The sequence below is a fragment of the Nonomuraea sp. PA05 genome, assembly GCF_008086045.1.
Classification (GTDB): domain Bacteria; phylum Actinomycetota; class Actinomycetes; order Streptosporangiales; family Streptosporangiaceae; genus Nonomuraea; species Nonomuraea monospora.
This window is the reverse complement of sequence record NZ_VSEY01000075.1, coordinates 1-17,153: the sequence shown is the minus strand read 5'-3', so window position 1 is coordinate 17,153 and position 17,153 is coordinate 1. Positions and strand designations below refer to the sequence as shown.

Genomic DNA, 17,153 nt, shown 5'->3' with positions numbered 1-17,153 from the left:
GGGGGCGCCCCGGAAGAGGCACCCCCGACACAGATCAGAGTGCTCCGGCCGCCGCCCGTACCGCGCGATCGGTCAGCACCTTGGCCAGATGCCGGCGATAGTCCGGCTGGGCGTGCAGGTCCGCCGGCGGCGAGGTGTCCGCCGGCGCCTCCGCGCACGCCTGACGCACCTGGTCACCCAGCTCCGCGCCCTGCAGCGCGGACTCGGCGGCACTGGCCCGCAGCGGCGTCGGGCCCATGTTCGTCAGCCCGATCCTGGCCTCGGCGATCGAGCCGTTCGAGCGCCTGACCGCCGCCGCCACGCCGACGATCGCCCACGCCTGCGCCGTCCGGTGGAACTTCTCGTAGTGGAAGCCCCAGCCCTGGCCCAGCTTCGGGATGCGCACCCCGGCCAGGATCTCGCCCTGCCGCAGCGACGACTCCAGGTAGTCGACGAAGAACTCCGCCGCCGGGATCTCCCGCTCGCCGCCCGCCGAGGCGGCCACGAACACGCCGTCCAGCGCCAGCACCACGGCCGGCAGGTCGCCCGCCGGATCCGCGTGCGCCAGCGAGCCGCCGAACGTGCCCCGGTGCCTGATCGCCGGATCGGCCACCTGCGCCGCCGCCAGCGCCACCAGCGGGCAGCCCGCCGTCACCACCGGGGAGCGCATGACCTCGTCGTGCGTGGCCATCGCGCCGATGTAGACGTGGTCGCCGCGGTCGTGCACGCCCTTCAGATCGGCCAGCCGGCCGACGTCCACCAGCTTCGACGGGTACGCCAGCCGCAGCCGCAGGAACGGCAGCAGCGACTGCCCGCCCGCCAGGATCTTGGCGTCCTCGTCCGAGCCGAGCTCCTGGCACGCCTCGGCCAGCGACGCGGGCCGCACGTAGTCGAACTGCGCGGGGATCATTGCCCAGCTCCTTCCAGGGCTCTCCAGACACGCTCCGGCGTGCAGGGCATCTGGACGTCGTTGACGCCGCGCGGGCGCAACGCGTCCACGACCGCGTTCACCACGGCCGGGGTCGAGGCGATCGTGCCCGCCTCGCCCACGCCCTTGACTCCCAGCGGATTGCTGGTCGCCGGGGACTCGGTCCTGTCGAGCGCGAAGTCCGGCAGGTCAGCGGCCGACGGGAGCAGATAGTCGGCCATCGTGGCGGTCAGCAGGTTGCCGTCGGCGTCGTACACGGCCTCCTCGAACAGCGCCTGCGCGACACCCTGGGCGATGCCGCCGTGCAACTGGCCGTCCACGATCAGCGGGTTGACGACCTTGCCGACGTCGTCCACCGCCACGTACGAGCGGATCTTCACCATGCCCGTCTCGGTGTCCACCTCCACGGCGCACAGGTGCGTGCCGTGCGGGAAGGAGAAGTTCTCCGGGTCGAACGTGACGTCGGAGTCGAGCCGCGCCTCCACCCCGTCGGGCAGGTTGTGCGCCGCGAACGCGGCCAGCGCCAGCTCCTGGATGGTCGTCTGCGACTCGGTGCCCCGCACCTTGAACGCGCCCGCCTCGAACTCCAGGTCGTCCGGCGAGCATTCCAGCAGGTGCGCGGCCAGCTTGCGGGCCTTGTCCCTGACCTTGTCGCACGCCTTCAGCACCGCGATGCCGCCGATGGTCAGCGAGCGCGAGCCGTAGGTGTCCAGGCCCTTCGGCGAGATCGCCGTGTCGCCGTGCAACACCGTGACGTCCTCGAACGGCACGCCGAGCGCGTCCGCCACGATCTGGCTCCACGCCGTCACGTGACCCTGCCCGTGCGGCGAGCTGCCGGTGACGACCTCGACCTTGCCCGTGGGCAGCACCCGCACCGAGCCGTGCTCCCAGCCGCCCGCTCCGGCGTTGTTGCTGCCGAACCACCGCGACGGGCCCAGCCCGCACATCTCCGTGTACGTGCTGACGCCGATCCCGAGCTGGACGGGGTCGCCCCTGTCACGCCGGTCGTTCTGCTCCGCGCGCAGCTTGTCGTAGCCGAACAGGGCCATCGCCCGGTCCGTCGCCGCCTCGTAGTTGCCCGAGTCGTAGGTCAGGCCGGAGATCGTGGTGAAGGGGAACTCGTCGTGCCTGATCCAGTTGCGCCGCCGCACCTCCAGCGGGTCCATCCGCAGCTCTGCCGCCAGCTCGTCCATCATCCGCTCGATGCCGAACGTGGCCTCGGGCCGCCCGGCGCCCCGGTAGGCGTCCGTCGGCATCTTCGTGGTGAACACGCCCGTGCAGGCGAACTCGTAGGCGTCCATCTTGTAGATGGCGTTGAACATCTGCGCGCCGAGCAGCGGCACCGCCGGCGTCAGCAGCACCAGGTAGGCGCCCATGTCGGCCAGCAGCTCCACCTGGAGCCCCCGGATCCGGCCGTCGCTGTCGGCCGCCAGCCTGAGGTGCTGGATCTGGTCGCGGCCGTGGTGCACCGTCAGGTTGCCCTCCGTACGCGACTCCGCCCACTTCACCGGCCTGCCCAGCCTGCGCGCCAGCAGCAGGCACAACACCTCCTCTGCGGTCACCTGCAGCTTCGAGCCGAAGCCGCCGCCCACGTCGGGCGCGACCACGCGCAGCTTGTGCTCCGCGACCCCGGTCACCAGCGCCAGCATGGTGCGCAGGATGTGCGGGATCTGGGTGGACGTCCACATCGTGATCATGTCGCCGTCGGTGTCGCACAACACCGCCCGCGGCTCCATCGCGCTCGGGATCAGCCGCTGCTGCACGAACGTGCGGTCGATGACCACCGGCGCGTCCCTGAACGCCGCCTCCAGGTCACCCGAGGTCGACCGGAACGTGAACGCCCTGTTGCCCGACTCGTGCACCTTGGCGGCCGAGTCGCCGAGCGCCTCGTTCATGTCGAGCACCGCGGGCAACTGCTCGTAGTCGACCTCGATCGCCTCCATGGCGTCCGCGGCGCGGTAACGGTCGGTGGCCACCACGCAGGCCACCGCCTCGCCGACGTAACGCACCTCCGAGACCGCCATCGGCGGATGATCGGGGACGACCGTGTCGCCGCTGCGCGGCCACGCGCACGGCAGGCTGCCCTGCTCGGCCTCGAAGTCCTGGCCGCTGAAGGCCGCCACCACCCCCGGCAGGCCGCGTGCCCCCGACACGTCGATCCTGGTGATCCTGGCGTGCGCCATCGGGCTGCGCAGGAACATCACGTGCAGCGTGCCGGGCCGCGAAAGGTTGTCCGTCCACTGCGTGCGCCCCGTCAGCAGCCTGGCGTCCTCTTTCCGCTTACGCGGACTGCCCACTTCCTGCGTGGTCATGGCGTGCTCACCGCCTGACCCATCTCCTGCGCGCCCCTGCGTACGGCGCGCACGATGTTGCAGTATCCGGTGCAGCGGCAGAGGTTGCCCTCCAGCCCCTGTCTGATCGTCTCCTCCGACGGATCCGGATCGTCCCTGAGCAGGTCTATCGCTGCCATGACCATGCCGGGCGTGCAGTAGCCGCACTGCAGCGCGTGCTCTTCGTGGAAGGCCTGCTGCATCGGATGCAGCGAGCCGTTGGCGCCCAGACCCTCGATCGTGACGACGTCGCAGCCGTCTGCCTGGACGGCGAGCACCGAGCAGCTCTTGGCGCTCTTGCCGTCGATCATGACCGTGCAGGCGCCGCAGTTGCTGGTGTCGCAACCGATCGGGGTGCCGGTCTTGCCCAGGCGTTCTCGTAGTAGATGGACGAGCAGGAGTCGCGGCTCGACGTCCTCCTCGTACTGGATACCGTCGACAGTGACGGTGATTCGGGGCATACGTCCTCCCTCAGGAGCAGGGGGAAAGGCGGACACTCCGAACCTACGCCGGTGTTTTTCCCGGTCAAGCGTTCCGTACCACGGACTGTCCGCTTACTTGCCGCGGACCACCCTCGCGATGATCGCCACCAGCCCTGCGCAGGCCAATCCCAGCACCAGCACCCCGACGAGGACCAGCCAATCCGTGATCGCGCGTGTCACCACCAAAATGCCCAGAACGACGAAGAGCACGCCGCTCAGCAGGGCCATCCAGTCCGTCCGGTGCAGGCGACGCCGCCGCTCGACCTCACGCGGCACGCCGCACCTCCATGTCGCCGAGACCGCCCCTCAGGTTGAGCACGATGGTGGGCGCCTTGCCCTTCGGCTTCACCTCGGGCTCCAGCACCTTGTTCGTCCGGACGTCCACGCCGCCCCTCAGCGACTGGTCGATCACGATGTCGCCCACCTTGTTGCTGGCGTGCACCTCCACCCGCGCCGTCGGCGGCACGATCACCACCAGCTCGCCGGCCGACACCGCGGCGTTGACCGTCACGTTCGACCCCGGTGGGAGCTGTAGCTCCGACAGGTCCAGCTGGCCGTCACCCACCCCGACGTCGAAGAGCCGGCTCGCCTCCGCGATCGTGGTCGGCGTCCACTCAGCCGAGCCGATGTTCCTCGGCATGCCGCCGAGCATCAGCCCCATGCCCACGATCAGCGTCACCGTCGTGCCCGCCGCCACCAGGCCCGCGCCGCGGCCCCACCAGGCGGCCACCAGCAGGCCCGCGCCGATCGTGATGAGCATGGCGCCGCCGACGATGGTCGGGCTCACTCCCGCCGCCGACCTGGATTGCACGGCCACGACGATCCCTCCGGTGATCAAGGCGAGCAGGATGGTGATGAGGCCGATGAACGACCTCGGGCGCCGCCGCTTCTGGACGGGACGGGCGTACAGGCTCGGGTCGTACGGGGAGTAGCCGCCCGGGCGCTTGGCCGGGTCGAGCGGCCGGTAGGGGCCGTTGGGGGCGAACGGTTCGCCGTGGCTGCCGTAGGCGGTTGTGGGGCGGTAGGGGGGTGCTGCCGCCGCCGTTGGGTGTTCCGCGGTGATCGCGTACGGGGAGGCGGGGGAGTCGTCCATCGGGCGGGCCGTCTCGCGTGCTTGAGCGGCCGCCTCCGACACCTCCTCGGGCGCCGCCGCGCGTGCTGCCTCGGGCACGCCTTCCGCCTGCCGGGCCGCCGCTTCGTTCGTTGCCAGGCGTGCTGCTTCGGGCGTTGCCGTGGGTGCCGCCTCGGGCACGCCTTCCGCCACCTCCTGCCGGGCCGCCGCCGCGTCCTTCTCGGGCAGGTCCTCCGCCGGGGGCGGTGTGGGCGCGGCAGGTGCCTGGGGCGGAACGGGCGGGGCCGGTGCCTGAGGCGGCGTGGGCGCGCGTACGGGGGCGGGCGGCGCGGCGCTCTCGTACGAGGCGGCGGGCCGCTCCGCCCCCGGCCGGCGGCTCAGCCGCTCGGGCATCGACCGCGCCAGCGCCCGCAGGTCCACCCCGCTGGCGTGCGCGGCCAGCAGCGACACGGCCAGGAACACCCCCACCACCAGCGTGCCCGTGTCCAGCCACACCGTCGCCAGGTTGATCGCCAGCCCGAAGCCCAGCACCGCCGTCAGCAACGCCATCACGGCCTCGGCGTCGAAGTCACGCCGCGTCCACTGCTCGATGATCCCCGGCCGCCCGTTCGGCTCCTTCATGAGCAGGAACGCCGAGATGTAGAGGAAAAGCCCGATTCCTGAGCCGAGCAGAAGCACCGCGAAGCCCACGCGGAACACCACGGGGTCGATGCCGGTGTGCCGCCCGAGGCCCGCGCACACTCCCATGAGGAAGCGCCCCTCGCTGCTGCGTCGCAGCTCCCGGGGTGGTGAGGCCGGCTGCCTGGGCGGAGCTTCTGTCATGCCTACCATCGTGGACCTACGCGTGCGGTCCTCGCATCCGGGACACCCCTGACCCGACCCGGGGGTTGTTCCCTGATGCCCGTAGCGTCCCCGACGTGTGACTATGGCCATGTTATGGCTGACCAGAAGACACTCGCCGAGCAGAGCGGCGACAAGCCCTATCGCCGGATGATGCGCCCCATGGACGGGCGCCTGCTCGGCGGTGTCGCCCAGGGGCTGGCGGCGCAGCTCAAGCTTGACCCGGTGGTGGTCAGGCTGATGTTCGTGCTGCTCACCGTCGTCCAGGGGGCGGGCGCGGTGGCGTACGCGGTGTTGTGGATGGTGACGCCGCGCGCGCCGCACGAGGGGCAGGCGCCGCAGCGCGACTGGAGCCAGCTCGCCGCGTTCAGCGCGATCGGGGCGGCGCTGTTCTCGTTCGGCTGGCTGACGGGGGCCAACCAGGGCGGCATCGGGCTGCTGCCGTTCGCGGTGGGCGGGATCGGCGCGCTCATCCTGTGGCAGCAGGCCGATCCGGAACGCCGCAGCAGCTGGGTGAGCGGCGCCTCGCGCAGCATGAGCAAGAACCGGGTGCGCACGCTGATCGGCATCGCCCTGGTCGTCGTCGGCGCGACCGGGTTCCTGGCCGCGGAGGGCGAGCTGCCCCAGGTCAGGGACAGCCTGCTGTTCACCGTCGTGGTCGTCGGCGGCCTGCTCGTCATCGCCGCGCCGTGGCTGGCGGGCCTGTGGAAAGAGCTGCAACTGGAGCGGCGCGAGCGCATCAGGCAGGAGGAGCGGGCCGAGGTGGCCGCCATGGTGCATGACTCGGTCCTGCACACGCTCACCCTCATCCAGCGCGTCGCCCACGACCCCCGCGAGGTCTCCCGCCTGGCCCGCTCCCAGGAGCGCGAGCTGCGCAACTGGCTCTACCAGCCCAAGCAGGACGCCGACGCCACGGTGGCGGCGGCCGTGCGCAGGATCGCCGCGGAGGAGGAGGACGCGCACGGCGTGCCCATCGAGGTCGTCTGCGTCGGCGACATCGCTCTCGACCCGTCCGGCAAGCTGGCCGCGATGCTGAAGGCGTCCCGGCAGGCGATGGTCAACGCGGCCAAATACTCTGAGAGTTCCTCCATTTCCGTCTACGCGGAAGTTGAGGGTGAAGAGGTCACGATTTTCGTGAAGGATCGTGGCAAGGGGTTCGACCTCGAGGCGGTGCCGCTCGACAGGATGGGGATCAGGGAGTCCATCATCGGGAGGATGGAACGTCACGGAGGTACGGCCCGGGTGCGTACCGAGCCCGGCGAGGGCACGGAAGTGATGTTGACGATGAAGGTGGAGAAGGCATGACGCGCGTACTGATCGTCGATGACCACCGGTTGTTCCGATCGGGAGTGCGCGCCGAGCTGGGCGACTCGATCGAGGTCGTCGGCGAGGCCGAGGACGTGGAGACGGCCGTCCAGGCCATCGCCGCGCACCAGCCCGACGTGGTCCTGCTCGACGTGCACATGCCCGGCGGCGGCGGTCAGGAGGTGCTGCGCCGGGTGCTGGGCTCCGGCTCGCAGGTGCGCTTCCTGGCGCTGTCGGTGTCGGACGCGGCCGAGGACGTCATCGGCGTGATCAGGGGCGGGGCCCGCGGCTACGTCACCAAGAACATCAGCGGCAAGGAGCTGACCGACGCCATCAACCGGGTGGCCGACGGCGATGCGGTGTTCTCGCCGCGGCTGGCGGGCTTCGTGCTCGACGCGTTCGCCTCGTCGGAGGCGCCGTCCATCGACCCCGAGCTCGACTCGCTGACGCAGCGGGAGCGGGAGGTGCTGCGGCTGATCGCGCGGGGGTACGCGTACAAGGAGATCGCCAAGGAACTGTTCATCTCGGTCAAGACGGTGGAGACCCATGTGTCGTCGGTGCTGCGCAAGCTGCAGCTCTCCAACCGCCACGAGCTCTCCCGCTGGGCCACCGCGCGCCGTCTTGTCTGAGGACGTCCATCTTTCACGCGCTGCCGTGGCCTGCCACCCGCCGTACTCCGGCTGACGGCCCTCCAGATAACGGCCGCTTCAGTGGTGGCCCGCCGTTACGCGAGCCCACGTTGCCCGGTTATGTGGTTTTGGACCGTTACAGGATAGTTATCGTCCTTTCGCACACGAATCAGCACTCCCAGTTGTCTCACAAGGAGGTAGTCGAAGCACAAGTCCAGGAGTAACCCCTTTGAAGCGCGTCACCCGGATGCTTCCGGCACTGGTCGCACTGGTCGCCGCGACGGCGTGCGCGGCGGAGAGCGCCCCCGTCCCTCAGGCCACGGCCCCAGTCACAGCACAGGCCACGGCCCAGGTCACGACCGTACCCGCCGCAGCGGCGGCGGCCCCCACCCCGGCCCCCACGCCGACCTCCTCCACTCCCTCGGGAAAGAAGATCAAGGTCGGCATCGCGGACATCACTCCCATGGGGGAGAAGACCGAGAAGGTGGGCGTCGGGTTCCCGATCATCGTCACGTTCGACCGTGACGTGAAGGACAAGGCGGCCGTCGAGTCGGTGCTGGACGTCGAGTCCGAAGAGGCGCACGAGGGCGCGTGGCGCTGGGTGTCCGCCCGCAAGGTCATCTACCGGACGAAGACGTACTGGAAGCCGTACCAGAAGGTGCTCTTCACCGCGCGGCTGTCGGAGCTGCCCGGCAACACCGGCGAGAAGAACGTCTCCCGCAGGTTCGCCGTCGGCGCCAAGAACATCTCCGTGGTCGACACCCGCAAGCACACCATGAAGGTGTACCGCAACGGCAAGCTGGCCAAGAAGATCCCGATCAGCGCCGGCAAGGGCGGCCTGATCAGGAACGGAGTGGACGTCTACCTCACCACCAGCGGCACGCACCTGACCATGGGCAAGAAGGCCGTGGAGACCATGACCTCCTCCTGGATGGGCGTGACGGACCCCAAGGACCCGCGCTACTACAAGGAGGAGATCCCGTGGGCGGTGCGCATCTCCGACAGCGGTGAGTACGTTCACCAGAGCGCCGGCTACTACCAGTACCTCGGCAACTCCAACCAGAGCCACGGCTGCGTGCGCGCCACCCCGGCCGGCGCCAAGTGGTTCTACACGATCGCCCAGCGCGGCGACGTCGTGAAGATCACCGGCACCAAGCGCAAGCTGCAGTGGAACAACGGCTGGAGCTACTGGCAGCTCAACTGGACCCAGTGGAAGAAGGGCAGCGCCCTGAAGGGCTGAGCCGCCCCCGAAGACCGAGGGCCGTTCCCGCACGGGAACGGCCCTCTGCCATGTCTCAGAGCTCGCAGCGCCTCTCCGGATGCGCCGGACCCTCAGAGCTTCTCCAGCGGCGCGTACGCCAGCAGCAGCGTCTTCTCCCCGCCACTCCCGAAGTCGATCTTCACCTTGGTCTTCTCCGCGACCCCGTCCACCGACACCACCGTGCCCAGCCCGAACGCGTCGTGCGAGACCCGGTCGCCGGGCGTCAGGGACGGCACCTTGCGCCCGCCCCCTGACGAACTCTTGGCGGGCGCGGCGGCGCGGGCCGGCTCGCGCCGCGTGGCCGCGCTCCACGCCGACTTCTCGGGGTCGGTGCGCCACTCCAGGAGCTGGTCGGGCACCTCGTTCACGAAGCGCGAGGCGGGATTGAACGACGGCGCGCCCCACGAGCTGCGCACGGCCGCCCGCGTGATGTAGAGCCGCTCCTGCGCCCTGGTGATGCCCACGTACGCCAGCCGCCGCTCCTCCTCCAGCTCCTTCGGCTCACCCAGCGAGCGGACGTGCGGGAACACGCCGTCCTCCATGGCCGTCAGGAACACGACAGGGAACTCCAGGCCCTTGGCGGTGTGCAGGGTCATCAGCGTGACGACCCCCTGCCCGCCGTCCGCGTCGGGGATCTGGTCGGCGTCGGCCACCAGCGACACCTGCTCCAGGAACTCCACCAGCGTGCCCTCCGGATTGGCCTCCTCGAACTCCGAGGCCACCGAGATGAGCTCGTTGAGGTTCTCCAGGCGGGACTCGTCCTGCGGGTCCTCCGAGGCCTCCAGCTCGGCGCGGTAGCCGGTGGACACCAGCACCTCCTCGGCCAGCGCCGACGGCGGCATGCCCGCGCCCTTGGCGATCAGCTCCTCGACCAGCGCGACGAACTCCTTCACCGCGTTGAGCGAGCGCGTGGCCATGCCGTACGCCTCGTCGGCCCTGCGCAGCGCGTCCCAGAACGTGATGCCCTCACGGGACGACAGCGCCTCGATCATCGCCTCGGCCCGGTCGCCGATGCCGCGCTTGGGCACGTTCAGGATGCGCCGCAGCGACACCACGTCGGCGGGGTTGGCCAGCACCCGCAGGTAGGCCAGCAGGTCCTTGACCTCCTTGCGCTCGTAGAAGCGCACGCCCCCGACCACCTTGTACGGCAGCCCGGTGCGGATGAAGATCTCCTCGAACACGCGGGAGGCCGCGTTGGTGCGGTAGAAGACCGCGACGTCGCCCGGCTTGACGTCCTCCTCGTCGCTGAGCCGATCGACCTCCTGAGCCACGAACATGGCCTCGTCGTGCTCGTTGTCGGCCACGTAGCCCACGATCTTGGGGCCGTCGCCCTGGTCGGACCAGAGGTTCTTCGGCTTGCGCGACTCGTTGCGGGCGATCACCGCGTTGGCGGCGGCCAGGATGTTCTGCGTGGAGCGGTAGTTCTGCTCCAGCAGGATCGTGCGGGCGTCGGGGTAGTCGCGCTCGAACTCCAGGATGTTGCGGATCGTCGCGCCACGGAAGGCATAGATGGACTGGTCGGCGTCGCCCACCACGCACAACTCCGACATGTCGGCGCCCGAGCGCACCAGCTCGCCGTCGTTCGTGCGCAGCTCCGGATGCCCGACCAGCTCCCTGATCAGGATGTACTGGGCGTGGTTGGTGTCCTGGTACTCGTCGACCAGCACGTGCCTGAACCGCATCCGGTAGTGCTCGGCCACGTCGGGGAAGAGCTGGAACAACGTCACCGTGTTCATGATGATGTCGTCGAAGTCCATCGCGCCGGCCTCGGTCAGCTTGAGCTGGTAGGCCTTGTACGCCTGCGCGAGCGTCTTCTCCAGGTGCGAGCCCGCCCGATCCATCGCCGTCTCGTAGTCGATCAGCTCGTTCTTGAAGTTGCTGACCTGCGCCGAGAACGAGCGCGGCGGGTAACGCTTCGGATCGAGCTCCATCTCCCTGCACACCATGGCCATCAGCCGCTGCGAGTCGGCCTGGTCGTAGATCGAGAAGCTCGACGGGAAGCCCAGCCGCTTCGCCTCGCGGCGCAGGATCCGCATGCAGGCGCTGTGGAATGTCATCACCCACATCGCCTTGGAACGCGGCCCGACGAGCTTGTCGATGCGCTCCTTCATCTCCCGGGCGGCCTTGTTGGTGAACGTGATCGCCAGGATCTCGCCCGGATGCACGCTCCGCTCGCCCAGCAGGTACGCGATGCGGTGCGTGAGCACCCGCGTCTTGCCCGACCCCGCTCCGGCCACGATGAGCAGTGGACTGCCATGATGGATCACGGCCTCGCGCTGCTGCGGGTTGAGGCCATCGAGCAAGGGGTGGTCAACAGAGACTTGGGTCGGCACCCACCTAGGTTAAGACGCTCCACCGACAATCGGCGCCCGGAATGCCGTCGGCGGGGTTCCGGTTGTCCTCCACGTAAGGTCCGAAAGGGGAGCCATGTTGCCGGAAAGCGAGATCAACCGCGTACTCGTCGTGACCGCCCATCCCGACGACGCCGACTTCGGCGCCGCAGGAAGCGTGGCGTTGTTCGTGGACAAAGGCGTGGAGGTCACGTACCTGCTGGTCACGGACGGTGACGCCGGCGGGAACGAACGCACCCTCGACAATTCCGGCATGGCGGAGCTGCGCAGAACCGAGCAACTCGCCGCCGCCAAGGCGGTCGGCGTGACCGACGTGCGCTTCCTCGGCTACTCCGACGGCCAGGTCGTGCCCTCACTGGAGCTGCGACGGGCCATCACCCGAGTCATCCGCCAGGTCAGGCCGGACCTCGTGATCACCCACCACCCCGACCGCAACTACCAGTTCATCGCCCCCAGCCACCCTGACCACCGCGCGGTGGGCGGTGCCACCCTGGACGCGGTCTACCCGGACGCGCGCAATCCGTACGCGTTCCCGGAACTGGCCAAGGAGGAGGGGCTGGAGGCGTGGACCGTACGCGAGGTGTGGCTGAACGGCGGCTCCACGCCGAACCACTGGGTGGACATCACCGAGTCCATGGACCGCAAGCTCGCGGCCTTGCAGTCGCATGTCAGCCAGGTTTCACATGTTGAAGGGTTCGCCGACTTCGTCAGGAGCCGGTTCGCGGCTTGGGCGGAGCAGGCCGGGTTCGGGGAGGGGCGTTACGCGGAGGGCTTCCAGGTGGTCCCCACGGCCTGAGCCTTTGTAAGGCTTCGTAACCGTCCGCCGCCTTTGCCTTGGTATGGCCGTCCACCACTCTGGCACGACCGCCCGCTCGGATCTGGCGTCCACTACGGACTTGGCGTCCGCTTCGGCGCTGCCGTCCACTATGGCACCGAGCCGGGCGGCACCACCCACAGCGAGGGCTGCCCCGTCACCTCCGAAATGATGTCGAACGAGTGCCCGTAGTGCAGGATCGTCGCCCCGTGCACCTCGGCACAGGCGGCGATCAGCAACTCGTTCGTCCCGATCCCCCGATGCTGGGAGATCTCGACGAGCTGCCGCTGCACCGCCATCGCCCGCGCCTGCACCTCCTGATCCACCGGCAGCAGGATGCACTGACGCTGGGCGTGCAGGATGCGCTGGTAGTGACCGTAGTCGCGGGCACTGTAGAGCACCTCCAGGTCGATGACGCTGCACGTCGCCACCGCCCGGGCCGCGAACAGCGGCTGCATCGCCTTGGCGATCACCTCGCTGACCCGGATGCGGGCCAGGGCGCTCTTGTCCAGGAGATACATCAGTCCTGTCGTTGCCACGCATGCTTCGTGATCTCCGGATCCAGCAGATCCGGGCTCCCCTCCGTGCGCCAGAACTCGAACGCCCTGATCGCACATGTTCTTTCCGCGTCCCTGTCGACGACCGCCCGCAGCGCGGCGTGGACCGTTTCTCTCATGGTCGGCGTGCCCAGCGTCTGCTGGGCCGCCTCCATGAGCTCCTTGTCGATGTCGATTACCGTACGCATGCAGCACCACCTCCGTACCTCCGGCTATTTCGTGATGTGGGGGAGGCGCACCGTTCAAGGGAACGCGGCCTTGAAAACAGGCGCCTCGGAGACGTTAAGGCCTGTGAGGCTCCAGGCCACAGGGCGATTCGGAGGCGGGGGAGAAAACGATGCCGCGGGGCGAAATCCTTCACCCCGCGCGTGTCGAATGATTCACCCGGGAGGCGGGTGGTGCTCACTTTGCGTGGCCGCAATTGGGGGTGGGTGGGGTGGAGCGGTCATCTCGGACTGGGGACGCTGGACGGCCGTGCTGCGAAGCCGGATCCACGGCTGGGGGCGTGGTCAGGGGGTGTGACCTGAGCCGCAGGGGCTTGGGACTGTAGCTCCGGGATCAGGCCTTGCCATCGATATCCCCACGGTCAGGACCCGGCAGCTTCGCCGCGATCCGCGCGAAGGCATACCCAAGAGAGTTGGTGGCCAGATGCAGCATGACGGGCGTCAACAGCCCCCGATGCCGACGCAACTCGCAGAACAACACCCCAGCCGCCCCGGTAGACACCACACTCCCCGCCACGACCCGCGCCGTATCCAAATGCCCCGGCGACTCACCCGCAGTCAAAGCCCCCAAGGCGGGATTAGCCCGCGCCATGTCAATGGCCGGCAAGACGTGCCAGACCCCGAACAATGCCGACGAAACCGCCGTGGCCGTCACCGTCCCGTGCCGACGACGCAACATCCCGTACAGCGCCCCCCGAAACCCCACCTCCTCCAGCAGCACCGTGCCCAGCGGAACCTGCAGCAGCGCCTCCTCCAGCACCCGCGCACGCGACAGCGACAGGGCGCGGTCGTCATGGAACAGCGGCCTGGTGCGAGGCATGGCGACACCGGCCGTGTAAACAGCAGCCACCGCCGCCACTAACGCACCCCCGGCGACGGCACCACGCCCGCCATGCTCGAACCCGAGCTCCTTCCACGACACACCGGACTTGCGCGCCATCGCGACCAGCGCGGCCGTGGCCACGGCGGAGGTCAACGGGCCCAGGCGAGGGGCGATCTTGTTGTTGAGGATGTTGGCGGCGGTGAGAACGGCAATCGAGCGCAGCAGCACTCTTGCAGGCTACGTCCCACCCCACCCACCCGCTCCCGTCCGGGCTCGGCCAGCCCCGCGACTTGCGGCACGCCACTTGCAGCCCGTGCTGTGCGGCCCTGGCACGGTGGGCGCACCTGGCGCGGCCCGGCATGGTTGCCCGTCCCAGCCCGGCCCGCCACGGCACGCTGCGCTCGCCAAGCCTTGCACGGCCCGTCCCGCGCCCGTGTGGCCGTATTGCTTGGTCCAGGCCCGCTGAGCTTGTCTGGGCCACGGCTGCTTGCCCGTCCCAGCGCGGCCCGTCCCAGCCCGTCCCAGTGCGGCCCGTCCCAGCGCGGCCCGCCCCAGCCCGTCCCAGCGCGGCCCGCCCCAGCCCGTTTCAGCCCAGCCCGTTTCAGCCCGGTCCGTTTCAGCCCGGTCCGTCCAGCCCGGCCCAGATGCCCAGCGCCCGTCTAACTTGGCCCGGCCCGCTTAGGCCCCCGCCAGGCTTGGCGCGTCCCGCCTTGCGTGGCCTCGTTCCCGGCAGGCCACCCCGGCAGGCCAGCCCGTCAGGACGCCAGGCAGACGTTGCCGGGGCGGTAGGAAGCCTCGGAGGGTTGGCCGGGGGTCAGGAGGCGGCTGGGCGGCGCCAGCCTTCCGGAAAGCGGGTGCGGCGACGTTCCTCCGGAGTGAGGCCACCCCAGATGCCCTCCGCCTCCCCCGCACGTAACGCGTAGGCCCGGCACTCCTGCACCACCTGGCAACCAGCACAGACCGCCTTGGCGCGGGCCTCCTGCAGCGGGGTGGGGGCGAGGGGAAAGAAGAGGTCGGGGTCGCTGGATCTGCATGCGCCCCTGCGCAGCCAGCTGATCTCCTCCGGTGCCATGGGTCAAAGGTAGAGCGAGGTCATGATCGGAGGCATCATCCTCTGGGCTGACCTGTGAATACGACTGGGGGTTTGTTGGGCTTGGTGTTCATACGTCCTCAGCAGGCGCCCACCCCGCCCTCGTAGCCCTGCACGTACGACGCCTGCCGCTGTTCCGCCGTCCCGTGGGCCGCCGGGTCGAGCCAGTCGTCCGTGGGGTCGCCCGCCGCCGCGAGGCTGGCGAACAGTTCGTTCTCGTCGCCTTCTTCCGTTGTCAGGGCGCCTGACCCGACCAGTGCGGACAGGGTGCCGCCCGCGTAACAGTCGGCCTGGAGTTCCGATTCGATGTTCAGCGAGAAGGCGGTGCCGAGCTGGGCCTGGACGGAGTGTCCGAACTCATGCGGGATGATGAAGTAGACGGACGCGTCGCCCATCTCGTTCCACAGCCCCTCCATCCAGTCCTGGTCGAAGGCGATGAAGTGGCCGAGCGGGCAGTAGAAGGCGTTGTTCGGGACGGCGGGCTGGTCGCCGCAGCTGGGGCCCGCGTCGCCCGAGTACGGGATGAAGTCGGAGATAGGGCGGTATGTGCGGCCGAGCTGCTGGAACTGCTGGCTCCAGAATTGCTCCGTCAGCGTACGGGCGGCAACGAGATCGTCCTCGAACGTATCGGCCCCCCGCCTGTCCATGGACGGCGGCCGGACGAGGCCGCAGCCGGCGGCCAGGGCGGCGACGACGGCCAGGCCGGCGGACAGCCTGGTGAGCTTGGGCAGGATCACGGGTTCACACGTCCCAGGTGTGTACGGGTTCGTTGGCGTGCATGCGCTCGATGTACTCCAGTGTCATGCCCCGCAGCGCCTCGTGCCGGTCACCGGACCCGGCCTGCGCACGTACCCGATCGACCTGCCAGCTCGCGCCCGTGCGGCCGGTCAGGCAGCGGCCCTCGATGACGGACAGCAGCCGGTCCGCGACGGGACCGTGCACGCCCCACCTGGCCAGCCCCTCCCGCGCCACGGGCAGCAGCCGCCGCAGGATCAGCTCGGCCGCCGGCACCTCGCCCAGGCCAGGCCAGTACAGCCGCGCGTCCAGCCCGTGCCGGGCCGCCGCGCCGAGATTGTCCTCGGCCGCCTTGAACGACATCTGGCTCCAGACCGGCCTCTCGTCGTACGGCAGCATGCGCATCAGCCCGTAGTAGAACGCGGCGTTGGCCGCGATGTCGGCCACGGTGGGCCCGGCGGGCAGCACCCGGTTCTCCACGCGCAGGTGCGGGACGCCGTTCACCACCGCGTACACGGGCCGGTTCCAGCGGTAGACGGTGCCGTTGTGCAGGGTCAGCTCATGCAGATGCGGGACGTGTCCGCGTTCCAGCTCGGCACGCGGATCCTCCTCGTCGCAGAGGGGCAGCAAGGCCGGGTAGTAGCTGACGTTCTCCTCGAACAGGTCGAAGACGCTGGTGATCCACCGCTCCCCGAACCACACCCGAGGTCGTACGCCCTGCGCCTTCAACTCCGCCGGCCGAGTATCCGTGGCCTGCTCGAACAGCGCGATCCTGGTCTCCCTGTGCAGCTCCTTGCCGAACAGGTACGGCGAGTTGGCCGCCACCGCCACCTGGACGCCCGCGATGGCCTGGGCCGCGTTCCAGTGCGCGGCGAACGTCTCGGGGCTGACCTGCAGATGGAGCTGCACGCTGGTGCACGCCGCCTCCGGGGCGACGCTGTCGGCGTGCGTGTCGAGCCGCTCGACGCCCTCGATGGCCAGGTGCAGGTCCTCGCCCCTGGCCGCGAAGATCTGCTCGTTCAGCAGGCGGTAGCGCGGGTTCGCGGACAGGGTGCCCTCGCCGATGTCCTGCTCGCGCAGCGTGGGCAGGATGCCGATCAGGACGAGGTGACCGCCCTCGGAGCGGGCACGTTCCTCGGCGTGGTTGAGCCTGGCCCTGACGTCGTTCTCCAGGCGCAGCGCCCCGTCGCCCGCCAGGGTCTGGGGCTCGATGTTGATCTCGATGTTGAACTGGCCCAGCTCCGTCGCCCAGTCCGGTTGTGCGATCGCGGCGAGGACCTGGGCGTTGCGCATGGCGGCCTCGCCGAGATGGTCCACGATGTTGAGCTCGATCTCCAGGCCGGCGAGGGGGTGTTCGAACTCGAAGCGGGCTTCGCGCAGCATCTGGGCGAAGACGTCGAGGCATCGGTGGACTTTTTCGCGGTAATTGCGGCGGTCTTCGCGGCTGAACACGACCACTGGCACGTCCCTGCCCATAGCTGGAAATGTCGCATGCTGAGGGCGAGTAGGCCAGAGCGGGAGTGCCACAGGATCGCGACCTGGGGGGAGGGAGCGGTCCTGAGGGTGGTGGAGCTGCGGGCGCCGGGCGTTGTGGGCGGGCGGGTGCGGGGCGCTTGTCGTGATGGGTGGGCGGGTGCGGGGCGCGTGCCCTGACGTGCGGGCTGGTGCGGGTGCGGCCTGCGCTGGGCTGGGCTGGGGCGGGTCAGATTGCGGGCACGGGCACTGGACGGTGT

16 protein-coding genes are annotated in these 17,153 nt (G+C 69.6%); 4 read left to right on the top strand and 12 right to left on the bottom strand.

What is annotated here, in order from left to right:
• Positions 1–34 precede the first annotated feature (34 nt).
• The 5 genes from FXF51_RS57710 to FXF51_RS57690 form a co-directional block, all read right to left on the bottom strand.
• A complete protein-coding gene (locus FXF51_RS57710) occupies positions 35–889 on the bottom strand; it encodes an FAD binding domain-containing protein (RefSeq protein WP_148443379.1) in 855 nt (284 codons plus the stop codon).
• Entirely contained in the window at positions 886–3,219 is a 2,334-nt protein-coding gene (locus FXF51_RS57705) for a xanthine dehydrogenase family protein molybdopterin-binding subunit (RefSeq protein WP_148443378.1), read from the bottom strand. The genes FXF51_RS57710 and FXF51_RS57705 overlap by 4 nt, the downstream gene beginning before the upstream one ends.
• Complete coding sequence (locus FXF51_RS57700) at positions 3,216–3,698, bottom strand: (2Fe-2S)-binding protein (protein WP_148443377.1); 483 nt, start codon at positions 3,696–3,698, stop codon at positions 3,216–3,218. The genes FXF51_RS57705 and FXF51_RS57700 overlap by 4 nt, the downstream gene beginning before the upstream one ends.
• 93 nt (positions 3,699–3,791) lie before the next feature.
• Positions 3,792–3,995, bottom strand: a complete 204-nt coding sequence (locus FXF51_RS57695; protein WP_148443376.1) for a hypothetical protein — start codon at positions 3,993–3,995, stop codon at positions 3,792–3,794.
• Complete coding sequence (locus FXF51_RS57690) at positions 3,985–5,613, bottom strand: PspC domain-containing protein (RefSeq protein WP_187415158.1); 1,629 nt, start codon at positions 5,611–5,613, stop codon at positions 3,985–3,987. Before FXF51_RS57690 ends, FXF51_RS57695 begins: the two co-directional genes overlap by 11 nt.
• Before the next feature lie 114 nt (positions 5,614–5,727).
• Here FXF51_RS57690 and FXF51_RS57685 point away from each other — a divergent pair, with 114 nt between their 5' ends.
• The 3 genes from FXF51_RS57685 (at position 5,728) to FXF51_RS57670 (ending at position 8,805) form a co-directional block, all read left to right on the top strand.
• Entirely contained in the window at positions 5,728–6,936 is a 1,209-nt protein-coding gene (locus FXF51_RS57685) for an ATP-binding protein (RefSeq protein WP_148443374.1), read from the top strand.
• On the top strand, positions 6,933–7,565 hold the full coding sequence (locus FXF51_RS57680; RefSeq protein ID WP_148443373.1) for a response regulator: 633 nt from the start codon (positions 6,933–6,935) through the stop codon (positions 7,563–7,565). The genes FXF51_RS57685 and FXF51_RS57680 overlap by 4 nt, the downstream gene beginning before the upstream one ends.
• A gap of 229 nt (positions 7,566–7,794) precedes the next feature.
• The gene (locus FXF51_RS57670; RefSeq protein ID WP_187415157.1) at positions 7,795–8,805 is read left to right on the top strand and encodes a L,D-transpeptidase; all 1,011 of its coding nucleotides are present in this window, start codon (positions 7,795–7,797) and stop codon (positions 8,803–8,805) included.
• A gap of 92 nt (positions 8,806–8,897) precedes the next feature.
• Here FXF51_RS57670 and pcrA read toward each other — a convergent pair whose 3' ends face one another.
• On the bottom strand, positions 8,898–11,129 hold the full coding sequence (gene pcrA / locus FXF51_RS57665; RefSeq protein WP_148443397.1) for a DNA helicase PcrA: 2,232 nt from the start codon (positions 11,127–11,129) through the stop codon (positions 8,898–8,900).
• A gap of 124 nt (positions 11,130–11,253) precedes the next feature.
• Here pcrA and FXF51_RS57660 point away from each other — a divergent pair, with 124 nt between their 5' ends.
• Positions 11,254–11,973 (top strand): PIG-L deacetylase family protein, encoded by a 720-nt coding sequence (locus FXF51_RS57660; RefSeq protein WP_148443370.1) that lies wholly within the window; start codon positions 11,254–11,256, stop codon positions 11,971–11,973.
• A 128-nt stretch (positions 11,974–12,101) separates the two neighbouring features.
• On the opposite strand, the gene FXF51_RS57655 is transcribed toward FXF51_RS57660, so the two are convergent.
• From FXF51_RS57655 to FXF51_RS57630, 6 genes are all read right to left on the bottom strand, one after another.
• On the bottom strand, positions 12,102–12,530 hold the full coding sequence (locus tag FXF51_RS57655) for a PIN domain-containing protein (protein WP_148443369.1): 429 nt from the start codon (positions 12,528–12,530) through the stop codon (positions 12,102–12,104).
• Positions 12,512–12,736 carry a type II toxin-antitoxin system VapB family antitoxin gene (locus tag FXF51_RS57650; RefSeq protein ID WP_148443368.1) on the bottom strand — a complete coding sequence of 75 codons (225 nt, stop codon included), beginning with the start codon at positions 12,734–12,736 and terminating at the stop codon, positions 12,512–12,514. Before FXF51_RS57650 ends, FXF51_RS57655 begins: the two co-directional genes overlap by 19 nt.
• 370 nt (positions 12,737–13,106) lie before the next feature.
• Positions 13,107–13,823 (bottom strand): CPBP family intramembrane glutamic endopeptidase, encoded by a 717-nt coding sequence (locus tag FXF51_RS57645; RefSeq protein ID WP_148443367.1) that lies wholly within the window; start codon positions 13,821–13,823, stop codon positions 13,107–13,109.
• Positions 13,824–14,409: 586 nt separating this feature from the next.
• Complete coding sequence (locus FXF51_RS57640; RefSeq protein WP_148443366.1) at positions 14,410–14,667, bottom strand: WhiB family transcriptional regulator; 258 nt, start codon at positions 14,665–14,667, stop codon at positions 14,410–14,412.
• A 98-nt stretch (positions 14,668–14,765) separates the two neighbouring features.
• Positions 14,766–15,422: a neutral zinc metallopeptidase gene (locus tag FXF51_RS57635; protein ID WP_262380585.1), complete on the bottom strand. Its 657-nt coding sequence runs from the start codon at positions 15,420–15,422 to the stop codon at positions 14,766–14,768.
• Positions 15,423–15,426: 4 nt separating this feature from the next.
• Positions 15,427–16,896: a glutamate-cysteine ligase family protein gene (locus FXF51_RS57630; protein ID WP_148443365.1), complete on the bottom strand. Its 1,470-nt coding sequence runs from the start codon at positions 16,894–16,896 to the stop codon at positions 15,427–15,429.
• Between the last annotated feature and the right edge of the window lie 257 nt (positions 16,897–17,153).